Origin of the sequence: Paenibacillus sp. YN15 (assembly GCF_003285005.1) — a bacterium.
Classification (GTDB): Bacteria; Bacillota; Bacilli; order Paenibacillales; family NBRC-103111; genus Paenibacillus_AR.
The window spans coordinates 98,601-114,269 of record NZ_QMFA01000010.1 but is presented as its reverse complement, the minus strand read 5'-3'; the positions used below and the strand labels follow the sequence as shown (position 1 = coordinate 114,269).

8 protein-coding genes are annotated in these 15,669 nt (G+C 56.8%); 2 read left to right on the top strand and 6 right to left on the bottom strand.

Annotated elements, in window-relative coordinates; genetic code table 11:
* Position 1: 1 nt before the first annotated feature.
* Together DQG13_RS10900 and DQG13_RS10895 are read left to right on the top strand one after the other, a co-directional pair.
* The gene (locus tag DQG13_RS10900; RefSeq protein WP_113019783.1) at positions 2 to 790 is read left to right on the top strand and encodes a hypothetical protein; all 789 of its coding nucleotides are present in this window, start codon (positions 2 to 4) and stop codon (positions 788 to 790) included.
* 441 nt (positions 791 to 1,231) lie between these two features.
* Positions 1,232 to 1,669 (top strand): DUF4183 domain-containing protein, encoded by a 438-nt coding sequence (locus tag DQG13_RS10895; RefSeq protein ID WP_113019782.1) that lies wholly within the window; start codon positions 1,232 to 1,234, stop codon positions 1,667 to 1,669.
* On the opposite strand, the gene DQG13_RS10890 is transcribed toward DQG13_RS10895, so the two are convergent.
* From DQG13_RS10890 to DQG13_RS10865, 6 genes are all read right to left on the bottom strand, one after another.
* A complete protein-coding gene (locus DQG13_RS10890) occupies positions 1,656 to 2,021 on the bottom strand; it encodes a hypothetical protein (RefSeq protein ID WP_113019781.1) in 366 nt (121 codons plus the stop codon). The two genes, DQG13_RS10895 and DQG13_RS10890, sit on opposite strands and share 14 nt — an antisense overlap.
* A gap of 88 nt (positions 2,022 to 2,109) precedes the next feature.
* Positions 2,110 to 3,219, bottom strand: a complete 1,110-nt coding sequence (locus DQG13_RS10885; RefSeq protein WP_113019780.1) for a response regulator — start codon at positions 3,217 to 3,219, stop codon at positions 2,110 to 2,112.
* 23 nt (positions 3,220 to 3,242) lie between these two features.
* Positions 3,243 to 4,964: a sensor histidine kinase gene (locus DQG13_RS10880; RefSeq protein WP_146767142.1), complete on the bottom strand. Its 1,722-nt coding sequence runs from the start codon at positions 4,962 to 4,964 to the stop codon at positions 3,243 to 3,245.
* Between the two features lie 310 nt (positions 4,965 to 5,274).
* A complete protein-coding gene (locus DQG13_RS10875; RefSeq protein WP_113019778.1) occupies positions 5,275 to 11,523 on the bottom strand; it encodes a fibronectin type III domain-containing protein in 6,249 nt (2,082 codons plus the stop codon).
* Between the two features lie 31 nt (positions 11,524 to 11,554).
* On the bottom strand, positions 11,555 to 13,132 hold the full coding sequence (locus tag DQG13_RS10870) for an extracellular solute-binding protein (protein ID WP_181592696.1): 1,578 nt from the start codon (positions 13,130 to 13,132) through the stop codon (positions 11,555 to 11,557).
* Positions 13,133 to 13,795: 663 nt separating this feature from the next.
* Entirely contained in the window at positions 13,796 to 15,661 is a 1,866-nt protein-coding gene (locus DQG13_RS10865; RefSeq protein ID WP_113019776.1) for an SLC13 family permease, read from the bottom strand.
* Positions 15,662 to 15,669: the final 8 nt, after the last annotated feature.

Here is a 15,669-nt window from a genome sequence, read left to right as displayed (position 1 = left end):
AATGGCTTCATTTGAATTTGAAGTATCCGGCAGCGACGATGAAGCTTATGATGATGAACCGGCAATCGGTTTAGGCAAAATGATTTTGATCTTTATTTTCCTGCTTCCGCTGTTCCCGATTTTCTTGCTGTACCGTTTTATCAAGCACCGCAACCAATCTCACAATTTGATTAAAGATGTGTTTCTTTCAGGGGCCGTACTGCTTATTCTGTTTGCCCTGAGCGGAGTTGTCGTTTATTCGACGGGAGAACCATTTCTTTCGGCTCCGTCGCTGGTTATCTTGTTTGTCTTCCTGCTGCCCGGTATTGCTTTAATCTGGAAAGGAAAACGGCTTGAGAATCAATTGAACGAACGCTATGTAAAATACAGGGACTACATCTACGACGGCACTCATTCCGTCCCCAAGCTGGCAGAGCTTGCCGGACGGCGGATTGAGGCAGCAAAGAATGATCTGAAGCATATGGTCTGTATAGGGCTTATCGACAATGGATTCGTGGATGACCGCTCCAACCGGATTGTCTTTGGCGGCAAACAGCGATCCTTCGGGAACAACCTGCAGATTGAGGTTTCAGTGGATGGTGAAATCCAGCTTGAAATAAACTCTACAACCATCATCAGCGGTTCGCCTCCCTTCCATTCGGCAAAAACAGCGGAGGAGAAAGCCGCCAAGCCGGAGCCGGAGCCTAAACCCAAGCCCAAAACAGTCCAATGCCACGGCTGCGGAGCAAGCTTGACATTTATGGAGGGCGAAACCAAACGCTGCGAATATTGCGACAGTATAGTCAGTTAATAGTGCGCTCCGGAAGCCCCTCTCCTGGAAGCCTCCCTGGCTGGAGCAGCTGCCATACGGACTGACGATCCGTTATTTGTTCCCAAACACACACTTTTGAGCATTTCACGGACATACGATTCCTTATTTGCCCATTTGCCCGCCCAAACCGGCTGTTTTGCCTTCCATAACGGATCGTCTGTCCGCGCGGAATCCAAAACGCCGGTTTTTTGTTGAATAACGGAACCTGTGTCCGCAACGACCAAGCGGCAGTGTCCGGCGAAGCTATAACGGAACCTATGTCCGCCCGCGGCAGCCGAGGAGCGGTGCCCGGCGAAGCAGGTGCTCCAAACAGCAGGGGTTCTTTTGCAAGATAGGCGGATGCCGCGGTTTCCGAAATGTCCCTGTGCTCATTAACTACTAGAAGGAGAATCCAAATTTGCGCAGAAAAGAGGGTGAGCCATGTCTGCATGCTGTTCAAAACGGCGGAGGAAAAAACCGCTGCTTGCCAAACGGCTGCCCCTGCGCGCCGCGGTAAGCTTCTATTACGCTCAGAGCACCGGCGGAAAACGGGAATTCCGCAACAAGGATGCCTCCCCCGGATTCCGCAGCCGGATTCCGGCTCCCCGCTCCTATTCCTATGCCCATGTATACGTGGACGGCCTTCTCCAGTCGCCCCTTACCTATCGGCTTCGGACCGGCCGGCTCCGCTTTGTCTCCCCTACCATCCCAACAGCAGGGGCCAATATTACCATCGAATTTATTACCATTTATCCGCAAACCAAGCCGTCTTCCCGACCGCGCAAAAAAAAGGCTTCTTCTCCCCCAAAACCCAAACGGAGGCCAAAGAAGCCATGCTGCTGTTGCTGCAAAAAACGGAAGCGGATTACGAAACGGTGAAGTCCAGAATCGTCAGCGTAACCCTTGCCCCTTCCGGTATGGTGCCTGCGGTAGCGGATGTCAATGCCAGCGACTCGTTGGTTACTGTCGTAACCAGGTTTCTTTGCTGCAGCTGCCCTTCGACATAAAATTCAATGCCATATTGGTGGCCTGCAACAGGTGTGCTGGGGTCAACAGCGAATTCGGTCACCGCGGCGCCCGTATTGTCCGCCCAGGAGAATCCAGCGGTATCGGGGCCGATTTCGGAAGCCGTATTTGCCGCAAGAGCAATGCCTCCGGCAGGAGCGGTCATAAAGTAATTGTACAGCGTATACGACACAAGAGGCTGACGGGGTAAAATCAGATTAGCCATATTCCCACCTCCTTCCTCCAGATAAGTATATGGATGGAGAGTGGGACCCGATATGGACATGATACCCAGGAGTATGGCCCGTTCTGCGCTAAAAGTCCTGCCCGCCCGCCGGGCCTGAGGCAAATTTCTCTTTGTACTCCATGGGGTTCAGGCCGTGGTATTGCTTGAAGATCCGCGAAAAATGGATGCTGTTCTCATAGCCTACCTGAAGCGCCACTTCGTAGCTTTTCAAGGTGGTGGTAAGCAGCAGCTCGCGGGCCTTTTTCATCCGCACATTGATGCAATAGGACCAGATGGTGAGGCCGGTCTGTTCCTTAAACAGCTTCGCCATATAAGACCGGCTCATGGCCGCGTAATCCGCCAGCTCCTGCAGACTGAAGCTCTCCGCGTAATGGCTCTCGATAAACCCCTTCACCTTGTCTACCGGCCCTTCCTTCTGAAGGCTTCTTAGCTGGCGGGCATGGTCCAGAAACAATAAGGAGCTTTGCTCCAGTCTTCTTACCGCACCCAAGCGGAAATACCGCCTGGCCTCTTCACGGCTCAGGCTGGCCTCCCCCAACCCGGCATCCTCGCCTTCCTCATAGAAAGCATGGAGCTCCTGCTTCTTCAATTCCTCCGCCAGAAGCCGCACCCAAGCCATGGACAGCTCGTTCAACAGCTGGAAGCGTTCTCCTGCCCACTCCTCAAAAACCGCCAGCGTATCCACCACCAGCAAGGGCTGGACATGGGAATAAACCGAAAGAATCACCTCCAGCCATTTATCCAGCAACGGCTTGTGGAAGGGGAGCTTTTGCAGCAGGAGCCGGTTGGCCTCGTGCTGCCGCTGATGGCTGTTTTTGGCGCATGCCTTGCTGACAGCCTCATGCAGCAGCTCCCGGTCAATGGGCTTCAGCACATAATCCACAGCCCCCAGCATCATGCTTTTCCGGGCGTATTGGAACTCGTCATAGCTGGAAATCACCACGCAGGTCATCCAGGGAAACCGCTCATTAATGGCTTCGATCAATTGCAGCCCGTCCATCAGGGGCATACGCACATCCGTCAGACAAATATCGGCATAGTTCTCCTCCAGCCATTCCAGAGCCTTGCAGCCGTTGGGCTGAAGGGCGGAAACCGCAATCCCGGCAAGCTCCGACAATTGAATGGAAACGCTTTCCCGTATCAATTCCTCGTCATCTACGATGATCATCCGGTACATAGTGCACACCTCAGCTTTCTATCCTACACGTGTGAGCGGATATGAAGGGGCAGGAAAAGCTCCACCACAGCTCCCTCCCCCTCGCCGCCGGAGCCATTTCCGAAATGAATGACCGCCTCGCCGCCATAAAACATATGAAGCCTTTCGATCAGGTTGGACAACCCCACCCGGGTAGCCTGGGGTTTCATAATGCGGCAATCGGCCTGCTCCTGGATAAGCCTGGCCAGCACTTCCTCCCCGAAGCCGGGGCCATTGTCCCGCACCGTCAGATGAAGCCGCCCGTCCGCTGCAGCCGCAGCCGACACAATAATATGAACGGCCGCTCCCGTTTCCTCCCGGGTATGCTTGATGCTGTTTTCCACCAGCGGCTGCAGCAGCGCCTTCGTGCATAACGCCTCCAGCAGCTCGCCGGGAATTTGCAGCTCATACGTCAGCTCATCCTTGTACCTGATTTTCATAATGTTCAAATAATGCTCCACATGCCTGACCTCATCCGCCAGCAACACCTGGTCATCCTTAAAATTGGAGGTGTACCGGAGCATACTGGAGAGGGATACGGCCACAAGCCCGATCTGGGGCTGGCGGCCAATGACGGCCATGGAATTGATGGTTTCCAGGGTATTGTACAGAAAGTGGGAGTTGATCTGGGACTGGAGGGCGGAGATCACCGCGCGGTGCTGAAGCACCCGGGTCTCTGTGAGATCGGCAACGGACTGCTCCAGATGCTCCAAGAGATTATTGAAGGACTTGCTCAGATCCGCCACCTCGTCCCTGCCCGCCACCTCCGCCCGGATAGCAAAGTCATTCTTGTATTGCATCTGCTTCATGGTTCCCCGCAGGCCGGAGATGCGCCGGGTAATGGAGGAGGCGGCAAAGTACGTCAGCACCACCGAAACCGCCAGTGCCCCTATGGCCAGGGCAATCATCATATTGCGCGTATAGAGGATGCTTTTGGCAACCTGCGAATAGGGGAGCATGGCGATAATTTTCCACCCTGTAAGAGGGATGGTTTGGTACACGATCAGTTCATTGCGGGTTTGGTCATAGAAGGAGCCTTCCCGCTTGCCCTTGACCTTCTCCACCAGATGCTCGTCCATGCGGCCCATCACCTCGCCGGGACGGGAATGATGGATAATGGTTCCGTCCTCATCCATAACCACAGCGCTGTCGGAATCGACAATATGGATTTGCTCCATCACCTTCTGGGAGGCCGTAAGAGAAATATCCATCTTGAGGTATCCGCCATAAAACTGCTTGAACAGGGTGAGCACCGGGAGTCGCAGACTGCGGCTGTCGGCATCCAGATAATGATCGGAAAAACCGGTAATGAATTTGACCTTGTCATAATTGCCCGTCTGGCTAAAATAAGGCTCGTCCTGCAGGCTGTATGTCAGCGGAAGCGTGTGGGCGTTGACAAAATGATGCTCTCCCCCTCCCGGCTTGTACAAGGATACCGAGAGAATTTCCGGATATTGCAGGAACATCCGGTTCAGATAATTTTCCTTAATGCGGTCGTAATAACGGATGAACTCCGAGGAAATTGGCGATGCGGACAGGCGCAGCCATTCCCTGACCTCCAGGCTGTTGCCCAGCATCAGAAAGGCCATATCATATTCCGAGTAGTAGCGGTCCAAATTCATATTGGCCTGCTTCAGCACCTGTACGCTAAGCCGGTCAATATCCTCCCGGACAGAGGCAGCCGTCTTGGTATAGCTGATGACGCCAATCCCGGATACCGTCAGCAACAGGATTCCGGCAATAATAGAAATAAGCTTCCATTTAAGGGAATTATTTATTTTATCTAAGAAAAAATGGATGCTCCTCACCTCGGCTCCTGTCCCTTGACCTGCTGCTTCTAGTCTACAAGGCCCCGTTAAAATGCACAATCCTATTCTTTTGCATCAGCCGCTAACAGTAAGCAATAGCAATCAACGCTAAGCAATAGCAATCAACGAGCAATAGCAACCCACGCTAAGCAACAGCAACCAACACCAAGCAAGCGGCGAAAAAGCACCGCGCCCTTTTCCAGGCACGGTGCATTCTCCTTAAGCTGCGTTACTGAGCGAAGACAAACCGGAACAGTCTGTGAAGCATTACCGCTGTTTCCGCTCTGGTGGAGCGATCCAGAGGCTTAACCGCCCCATCGGAGCCTTCGATCAGCCCCGCCTTCACCATGGATGCTACAGCGGCTTGGGCATATTCCGCTACCGCATCGCCATCGCTGTATGCGGACAGCGAGGACGGATCGGCTCCCGGCACAGGCTTGCCTGCCTTGGCCAAAGCCCGCGACATCATCAGGAACATGTCCTGCCGGGTCAGGAAGGATTTCGGCGCGAATACGCCGCTCTCGATCCCGTTTACAATGCCCAGCTTATGGGCAATGCCCACAGCCTCGTAATAATAGTCGCCTGACCGGACATCCTCGAAGCTTGCTTCCACAGAAGCGGACAGCCCCAGGGCATCCACCAGCAGCTTGGCAAAATCAGCCCGGGTGACAGCAGCATCCGGCGCAAACTCCGTATCCGACACGCCGTTAATGATCCCCTTGGAGGCCAGCGTCTCTACAGCCTGGCGGGCCCACGGAGTCTTTTCCAGATCGGCGAAGCTCCGCTGCCAATAGGAGACAACGAAGGTGCCGAAATGGCTGGCGGTAAACTGCATTTCGCCTGCGCCGCCCTCATACCGCCCGGAGGGAACCAGCTTTGCCTTGCCGTTGGCGTCTATATACCATACATTCAGCAGATCCGCCTGCTTGCCCCCGGTCAGCGCATAAGGAATCCGCACTTGAACAGGCGCTTGTTTGTTATCGTAAACGAGGGAGGTTCCGTCGGCCGTTGCCTGCAAGGTCAAACCGGCGATTTGCTCTCCAGGCACATTGGAACGGGCAGACAGCGGGCTTAATGCAATGGAAACCGCAATCTCCTTGGCCCCTTGCGCCGCCGGATGATTGCCCAGCATATTGCCGGGAAGCTCCAGAGTTCCCCATTCCGTCACCAGCGCCAGAGAACCGGCGGAGTTCTTCCCTGCAAGATATGAAGCGGGAATGCTGACGGCATATTCCTTGGCCCCCGCTGATTTGGGGAGAACGAGGGAAAGCGCCTTTTGGCCGCCGTTCTGTGCGGAAGCCTTGCTGAAGGCATCCGCCAGCTTTGAATCAGTTGCAGTGAATGCTGCCTTGCCTTCAACTGCCGCCTTTTCCGGGAAAAGAAGCCGGACTGCTCCGTTCTCCACTGTGAGAGTAGGCCCGGAATTATCGGGGCTGCCCCCGCCTCCGCCGGAAGATGCGGAACGGGTGCGGACGGTAAGCGACGGACCGTTGACAGACCAGTTGCCCGCCTCATCCGCAGCCTCCACCTTGAAGACATACTCTGTGCCCAATTTCAGATTGTCAACCCGCCAGGTTGTGCCCTCCAGCTCCTTGATGGCGCTCCCGTTCATGTACAAGCGGTACTGCGCCACGCCCATTCTGTCAACAGCCGTACTCCAGGCCAGGGTAATGGCAGTTTCGCTGACAGCTTCAGCCGTAAGCTGGCTGCCGTTCAGCCAGGCAGGAGGCGTCGTATCCCAGGCAACCGGAGGCTCGGTAGAAGGTCCGAAGACGGTAGCATTGCCCATCAGATCAACCGCCTCCACCTTAAATACGGAGCCTTCATCCATAAGTCCCTCCCACAGATAAGAGGTGGCATCGCCTGCCGCTGTCCCGATCCAAACTCCATTATGGTACAGCTCGTATTGGCGGATGCCTACATTGTCCACAGCTGCGTCCCAATTCAGCAGCACCTTGTTTCCGGACCGCTCGGCAGTCAGCACAGAGCCGGTTGGCCACTGGGGCGTAATCGTATCCAGCGCCAATGCAGCCACTTGCTCCAGCTCCAGAGGTGTGGAGGCATTCCCGGCCGCATCCACAGCAGCTACTGCAAAGCGGTAGGAGTTCCCCGGCACAAGACCTGTCACATAATATTCTCTGACAGCCGGCTCCAGGAGAGCAGTCACACTTTCATCGGTGAAAAGCTTGTATTGCGCCACACCCGTATCATCCGCTGCTTCAGGCCAGTTCAGCCGGACGCCGGTTACACTGAGGCTGGAGATGACAAGAGCGCTGCCTGCCGTCCATTGAGGCGGCGCCGTATCCGCAGGGGATGTCGCCACCTGGAGGGAAGGACCGTCAGCGGCATTGCCCGCTTCATCCCGCGCAGCAATCCGGAAGCTGTGGGTTGTTCCCGGTTCCAGCCCCTCGGCGCGGTAGGTTGCGGCCGTTCCCGGCACAGCCGCCAGCAGCTTTCCTTGCAGATAAATTTCGTAGGCTGCCACTCCATACTGGTCCTCTGCAGGCGTCCAGGCAAGAGACACGCCATGGCGGCTCGCATCGCTTGCAGTCAACTGCGCAGCTGCAGGCCAGACAGGAGCAGCCGTATCAGCCGGTGGCAGTTGCAGCTGGAGAACCGGTCCGGTTGCAGATTCCTGTACTGCATCCTTTGCTTCCACCCGGAAGGTATAGGCCGTGGCAGGAGCCAACCCTGTGATGGTATAAGCGAATACATCCGAACCCGTCTGGGCAATCTGCACACCGTCCTGATAAACCACATACCCGTTGACGCCCTGCCCATCCTGCGCCTCCGGCCAGGAGAGGGTTACCGACTGGGGAGTTACCCTGTCGGCATGGAGCACAGCAGCCGTCCATTCAGGCGGTGCTTCATCCACGGGAATCTCCTCGGTGCCCACCAGCAGATAAGGCCGGTACACAGCGCCGGAAACAGTGGATTCCTTGGAGTACATATCCACGTTCTGGTCCTTCCATTCATCATCCTGGAGCTTGAAGCTTACTGTCTTGGCAGCATCCGCCGCCAGCTCGGAGGCCACATAGCCGTCCACCGCAAACTCCTTCCAATACTTGGAGTTGCGGACAACCGTTGAAGCCAATTTCGGTCCGTCCTCCGGCTTGTTCTTCCAGTTGATTGCCGTCTCTGACCAATTATCTCCTGTGGCATACAAATCCATGCTGATATCCAGATTGGGCGTCTGCACATCATAGACGTACAGGTGAAGCGATGCCTTGTATACCTGCCCGGTTACCGTCTGAAGCGGGAACTTCAGATAAACCCGGCGGTTGTTGCCTGTATTCTTATTGGTTTCGCTGCCGGAGACACCGGCCGCGTTCTTGAACCGCAGGTAATCCAGGTTCAGGGTTGTGCCATCCCCGCCAAATGTTGCCGGCGCTTGAATAAAAGCATCGTCGCTGGGATAAATCCGCTGCTCCTTGCGCACCACGCCGGAGAAGGTCTTCACCGTTACCGACGGCCCGTTGGCCGTCCAGTTGCCGGAGGCATCCCCTGCCTCTACCCGGAAGGTATACGATGCTCCAGGCTCCAGCCCGGCTGCGGTGTACGTAAGAGCATCCCCGCTCACCGTATCCAGAAGGGCCCCGTTGCGGTACAGTCTGTAGGAGGCAACGGCTGTATCATCCTGAGCGGCTGTCCAGTCCAGGCTGACGGAATGATCCCCAAGGGAACGGTAGGTCAGGGCTCTGGCCAACGGCCAAACGGGAGCAGCCGCATCGCCCTTCACCTCCGTAGTGACGGTCAGGGCCGGACCTGCGGCTGACCAATTGCCGCTGCTGTCCCCTGCTTCCACCCGGAAGTGGTAAGCGGTATGGGGAGAAAGTCCGCTGACTGTATAGGAGTTGGCGGAAGCAGGCAGGGTAACCAGTTCCACGTCATCCTTGAACAGCCGGTAGGCTTCCACGCCAACCGTATCCACAGCGCTGCTCCATTGCAGCTGCAGGCTCTCCGCCGTTATATCCGCAGCATTCAGCGCGGAAGCGGCAGGCCAAACAGGCGGCGCCGTGTCCGCAGCGCCCAGGGTGCGGAAGATGACAACCGGTCCGCCCAAGGACAAATTTCCGTCGCTGTCTTGCCCCTCAACACGAACAGTATAAAGGGTATTTCCCGTTAATCCGGTGAGCTTGTAATGAGTGTCCGGCGTATCTCCGACTGCTTGCCCGTTTACATAAACACGGTAGCCCGTAATGCCGCCGTTATCCACTCCCAGAGGCCAGGACAAGGCTGCCGCAGTTTCCTCCAGCTCGTTCAGAGTCAGATAAGAGCCCTTGGTCCAGCCCGGCAGGGTGTCATCCTTGCCCGCAACTGTAGTCGCCGCAAGCACGGGGCTTGCCACCGAAAGATTGCCCTGGGCGTCCGCCGCCTCTACCGTAAAGGAGTAGTCTTTTCCCGGTTCCAGCCGGGTTGCATCATAGCGGGTAACGGCGCCGGATAAGGCATCCGTCAGCACCTCGCCGTTCATGCGGACAATATAATGGTCCACCGCCACATTATCCTTGGCTGCCGGCCACTGGAGGCTAACGGAGGTGGGCGTTGTCTCCGGTACGGAGAAGGCAGCACCGTAAGGCCACACGGGAGGCGTAATATCCCCTGTCTGCGGCGGAATCGGCAGCGGCACGAAGGTTGTGCCGGAAGCCGGGTTTTCTTCTCCCCACACGATGGTTACCTTGTTGTCCTGTCCTTTAAGCAGGGAGGTTTTGACGGTCTGGCTAACTCCGTCCCGGGTCACGGTAACATCATATTCCCCATAGAAGCCCCGGGTCCGGAAATGCCCGTCCCCGCCGCTTTGTCCCGACACATCCGTCCACCAGTCCCCGTACACCAGCTGCCGCCATTGCTCGCCGGAGGGCTTCAGCGACCAGTCCTTGCGGAACAGCGGAGCATTGCTCTGCCAATGCTTGCCGTCCCAGAAGCCCCACATGGTGAAGGATTCCACATTGGGATGGCTGAAGGCGGCCAGCAGAATATCCCGGGTGAATTTGCCCTGAATATCCTCCTTGGGGGAATTCATATCAAATTCGGTAATGGCAATCTCAGGCGCATACTGGGTAAAATGAGTCAGTTGATTATAAAAAGCCATCGGACTAACCGGCGTGCTGCCAAAATGCGCCTGGATGCCAATGCCGTCCAGAGGCGCTTTCCGATCCTTCACGTCTTGAAGCAGCTGGGAAAAGCTCTCTATAACCGGAGCATCCACACCCAAAATCTGTGTTTCATTAATGTACAATTTGGCATACGGGTCCGCCTCCTTGGCCCACTGGAGCCAGTCCGCCATTGCTCCCGCGTTGCCTGTGCCGGTGCGGATCAGGCTGTTCAGAACCGGCTCGTTCACTACATCCCAATCTATGAGCCTTCCCCGGAACACGCCCGCCGTTTCGTGAAAGTGATCCTCGATCCGCTTGTTCAGGGCCGCCGGGTTGGAAACAAGCCCCGGAACATCCTCCGGCAGGCGGGCTGCGCCCTCCCAGATCAGGTTATGGCCTCTGACAGCAAAGCCCCTTTCGCCAAGCCAATTGTACACCTTGACCGCCATGGCTTTATCTTTTTCCCACCAGGGCCACTTCATATCATTTTCCATCACGACGGCATTGAAATTCTCCTGAAGCTTGGTCCGGTATATCTCCGCCTCCGGCGTTGCGGCGAAGATCATGTCACTGCTGACCGCCGTCCCAAACTTGAAATCATGCTTGGTCATGCTGACCTGCACATCGGCTCCTGCAACGGGCTGGCCGGCCTGGTCCTTTACCTCCACATCCAGATCGCCCTTGCGGAACTGCTCAATACGCTGGTTGGCCTCCGCCCGCCAAGGGGCATCCTCCTCCATGCCTTCATAAACGACGGGGGTGCTGGGCAGCTCGTCGAAGGCCACCGCCTTCTTGTAATTGACCACCTTCAGGTCGGCAATCTCCACCACCTGGGGCTTGTAGCCCAACCGGAACGTAACCTGCGCCGTATTTTCCTCCATGACCAATCCGGCCTTGATGGGGATCAGAAACCGCTTCCATTCCGACGGAATGGCAATCTCCTCTTTCAGCGATTGGCTCCACACCACCTTTTTCTCCATCATCAGGGTAGCGCGCCCCTCCGCTGTCTCGTGAGTGGAGCTGATGGTCCGGGCGTAGAAGGTCGCCAGCAAAACATCATCCTTATCCATGGCCCGCTCCACGGGAAGCACATATTGGAATAAATAGGTGCTGGCCGGCTCCTTGGCAGTGGTGAAGCGGATAGCCTCCGTAAACGGCTGCCCCTCTACAGCAACGCGTTCCATGGAACCGTATGCCGCCGCTTCCGGATTCAAGTCGGCCCCATCCTTAAACAGGCTTTCAATCACAACCTCGCTGCCCGGCAGTTGGCCCAGCTCCTCCTCCGTTTTGACGGCGGCAAAGGCGCTGAAGCTTTGGAACGGCGACCAGGCCAGCAGACCTGCCAACACAAGGGCCATTCCTTTTTTTCGCAGATTGCCCATATGATCCACCTTTCTTTTTATGTAAAATAAGTTATTTATTTGCTCGATTTGCCTTATACCAGCCGGTCATCTCCCGGATAATATCCTCCCCTCCCTGAGTTTTCCATTCAGCCACAAAATCATCAAAGGTATCCAGCGGCTTTTCCCCCAGGATAATGGAAGTGGCGGCTTCCTGGAAGGTGCCTTTGTACGTCAGATCCGGCTTCTTGGTCATAGTATCCGACGGCGGCATGCCGGAGGTTGGATTGGGAATTCCCTCCTTGCGGGAAATTTCGATGGACCGCAGCAGCTTGCGGTAGGACTCCTCATTGTTGATCAGCGCCTTCTGGGCCTGATCCCGGAAGCCGTGGAGCATAAACACCGCCGACCGCCAGCGGAGATCGCGGTCATTTTTGGCGTTGTATTGGATGGCTCCATTTTTTCGGGTATAGGAAATCCCCTCCACGCCCAATTCGGCAAACAGCTGCCCCTCCTCCGAGATAAGCCAGTCCATCATGCGGACAGCGGCCTCCGGATGCTTCGTTTCCTTGTACACAATGAAGGTCTTGAGCACCGGCTTTTCCACCCGTCCCAAGCTGCCCTCATACCCTGCTCCCCTGGGAGTGGAAATGGCCTCCACATTGGGCCGTTTTTCCGGAATCAGGCTGCTCAGCTCCTTCTGCCACGGGTCATAGACGCCAAACACCACATGGTTCCAGACCCCCACCAGGTCCGACTTGATCTTCTGGTCCCACATGGCCCGGGAATTGGTCAGAAACTCCTTGTCCAGAAGCCCCTCCTGATACATGGTGCGCATAAAGCCCAACGCTTCCTTCATATTCGGATGGACAAAGCCGGGGATGATTTCCCCCTGGTACAAGACGTTGGAATCCGGATTAATGCCGAACATGCCGAAGATATTGTCGGCCCATTCCAATTTTTCGCGGCTGGAAAAAGGAATCTCATCCGGGAGACCGTTCCCGTTGGGATCGCCGTCCCGGAAGGCCCGGAGCATATCCAGAAATTCACCGGAGGTTTGAGGCTCCTCCAGCCCCAGCTTGTCCATCCAGTCCTTGCGGACAAACAGCAGCCGCTCAGCCGGAGCGTTGCCTTGGGCAATCTGGGGGATGGCGACAATTTTGCCGTTCATGGTTACCGCATCCCACGCGGACTGGGGAATGAATTTGCGCAGGTTGGGGCCATATGCGTCGATGTACGGCCGCAAATCCAGGGCCAGGTTGCTTGCCACCAGCTCCGAATTTTCCGCGCCCCAGACCATGTGCACATCGGGAATATCCCCGGAAGCGAATTTGAGCCGCAGCTGCTCCATGTAGTTTTCATGGGGCAGGAAGGTGATATCCAGCTCCGTCCCTGTCTGGCGCGCCAGATATTGCACGGTGGGCAGGTTCATGGCCTTGCCTGCAGGAATTTGCTGGGCGTTGTTGGACACAAACATGCGCAGGGGCGTGCCGTGCGCCGCGGCGTTGCTGCCGGTGGCTGCTGCGGCGGGGGGCGAGGATGGGGGCAAAGCAGAGCTGTCCCTGCCTGGGAAACAAGCCGTTGCTTCCAGCACAAAGAGAATCAGCATCGCTATAAGCCCTGTTCTTCTTGCCCAGCCTGCAGCGTTCATGTGCGATATGGCCTCCCTTCGTCCGGATTTCGGTGGATGATTCATTCATTATAGGCTAGCCGGCGCGTGACAACAATGTGGTGATGGTTCGATTTGCTATAGTGATCGTCTTTTCCGGAGGGGTAATGACGGAGGGGTCAGACGGAGGGGTAATTACGGAGGGGTTGGGAGGGGGTGCGGAGGGGGTTGACGAAGCGTTGTCGAGGAAAGCGTGCTTGGCGGGTGGCGATGGGGTAACGAGTATTTGTGTGGGGGTGGCGATAGGGTAACGGGTATTGGTGTGGAGGTGGTGATGGGTAATCACGCATTTGTAGGATACTTGTGTGAGGTCGCGGCGGATTAGCGCAATTAATGCAGGTGTTGGGATGAATAGTGGGATGGTGGCTGAAGCGATAATGTAAAAGTGCAGCTATTTTCTCCCATTTGGCGGCTCCCCTCCCCTCAAATTGCAAAAAGTGCAGTTATTCCCGCCCCAAACTGCCTACAAAGCATATTTTAGTCAAAATAACTGCACTTTTGCAGGATAGCCCCTCCAATTGAGGCCACCTGCTCGAAATAAATGCACTTTTGCATTTGGCCCCCAGGACAACTCCTCCACGCCCCATCCCACTACAAGAAAAAGGCGTCCCCGGAGGACGCCTGTCTAGGGTGAGCATACACACCCTAGAACGGATAGATCAGCGGCAGGGCGATGATCATCACGATGCCCATGAGAATTTGCAGCGGCAAGCCCACCTTGAGGTAGTGGCTGAACTTGTAGCGGCCCGCCGACATAACCAGGGCATTGGGCGGGGTAGAAAACGGCGAAGCGAAGCACATGCTGGCCCCGATGGAAACGGCGAACAGGTAGGCGTGGGGATTGGCCCCGAACTGGGTTGCCGCAGCCAGAGCAATGGGCGCCAGCAGGACGGCGCAGGCCGTATTGCTGATGAACATGGTCAGAATGGAGGTGGTGATGTATACCCCCGCCAGCAGGGCCAAAGGCCCAAACTGGCCCAGACTGTTCACAAGCCCGCTGGACAAAAGCTCCGCCGCCCCCGTCTTCTCGATGGCCGTGGACATGGGGATCATGCCGCCGATGAGGACGATGCTCTCCCAGTTGATGGCCCGGTAAGCCTCCTCCATGCCGCGGATACAGCCCAGAGCGACGGTGAGCACCGCAGCGATCATCACCGCGGCCACGGCAGGCACCCATTCCGTCACCAGCAGCACAATCAGCAAAAGCAGAATGCCCGCGGCGATAGGCGCCTTGCGGTCCATGGTGATTTTGCGGGACTCCTCCAGAGGCTGTCCCACCACAATCACCTCGGAGGCAGTCGACGCCAGGAGGGCAATGTCCTCCCAGGTCCCCTGCACCAGCAGCGCATCGCCGAAGCGCATTTTTTCCTCCTTCACCTGCTGGAGGATGTACTGGTCCTTGCGCTGGATGCCCAGCACATTCAGCCGGTATTTCTCCCGGAACCCGGACTCCTTCACCAGCTTGCCGATAAGCCGGGACTCGGGCGTCAGCATTACTTCCGCCAGGCCCATGTCGCTGGTGGCGTACGCGCCGCCCTTGCTTCCGCCTGTCTCTGCCGGGTCCGGGGCGTCCAGCAGGAGCAGCCCGTACTCCGCGGCGAAGGCCGAAGCATCCTCCCGAGGGCCGTGAACATACAGGATATCCGCCTCCTGAATAATGCTCTCCGGCCCGGCAACCTCCTGGTTGATGGTTTTGAAAATCTGGTTGCGGGCGGAAATTTTCCGGCGGATTTCGATGACAGTCAATTGAAAGCGCGAAGGAATCTGCAGCTCCAGCAGCGTTTTGTCCAAAACAGGCGAATCCTTCAGCACTTGGACCCGCAGGAGATGCTCCGCCAGGCGGTACTCATGCTCCAGCTCTCCGGCCGAACCCTTGCCGGTTTTGGCAGCTGCGGCGCCTTCGCTTTTGGGGAGGAAGCGGCGCAGATAAAGCATGGCCAAAATCCCCGTCACCAGGCAGATTGCACCCGTTGGCGCAAAGGAAAAGAACTTCAGCTCCCCGTAGCCCTCCGATCTCAGGGCTTCCTGAATCACCAGATTGGGAGGGGTGCCGATAGAGGTGAGCATACCGCCCAGGCTGCTGGCGAAGGCCAGCGGCATAAGCAGCCTGCCCGGAGTGGTGCCCGCGCTGAAGGCCAGGCTGACCACAATGGGCATCATCACCGCTACGGTGCCGGTGTTGCTGACGAAGGCTCCAATGGAAGCCGTTGCGATCATCACCATGAACATCAGCTTGGTCTCGCTGGTTCCCGCCAGCTGGAGCAGCTTCCGGCTGACCAGCTTGGCCAGCCCGGTGCGGAAGATGCCGCCACCCACCACGAACAGGCCGATCATCATCACCACCACGGAATTGGAAAACCCGGCCAATGCCTCCTCGGGCTTCAGCACGCCGGAAAGCATCAGGACGATGAGGGCGGCCACCGCCACCAGATCGGCGCGGATCTTCCCGGAGATAAACAGCGCCGAGGCGGCGACCAGTGTAGCCAACGTCACAATCATGGGGCCGTTCATCAGAATCA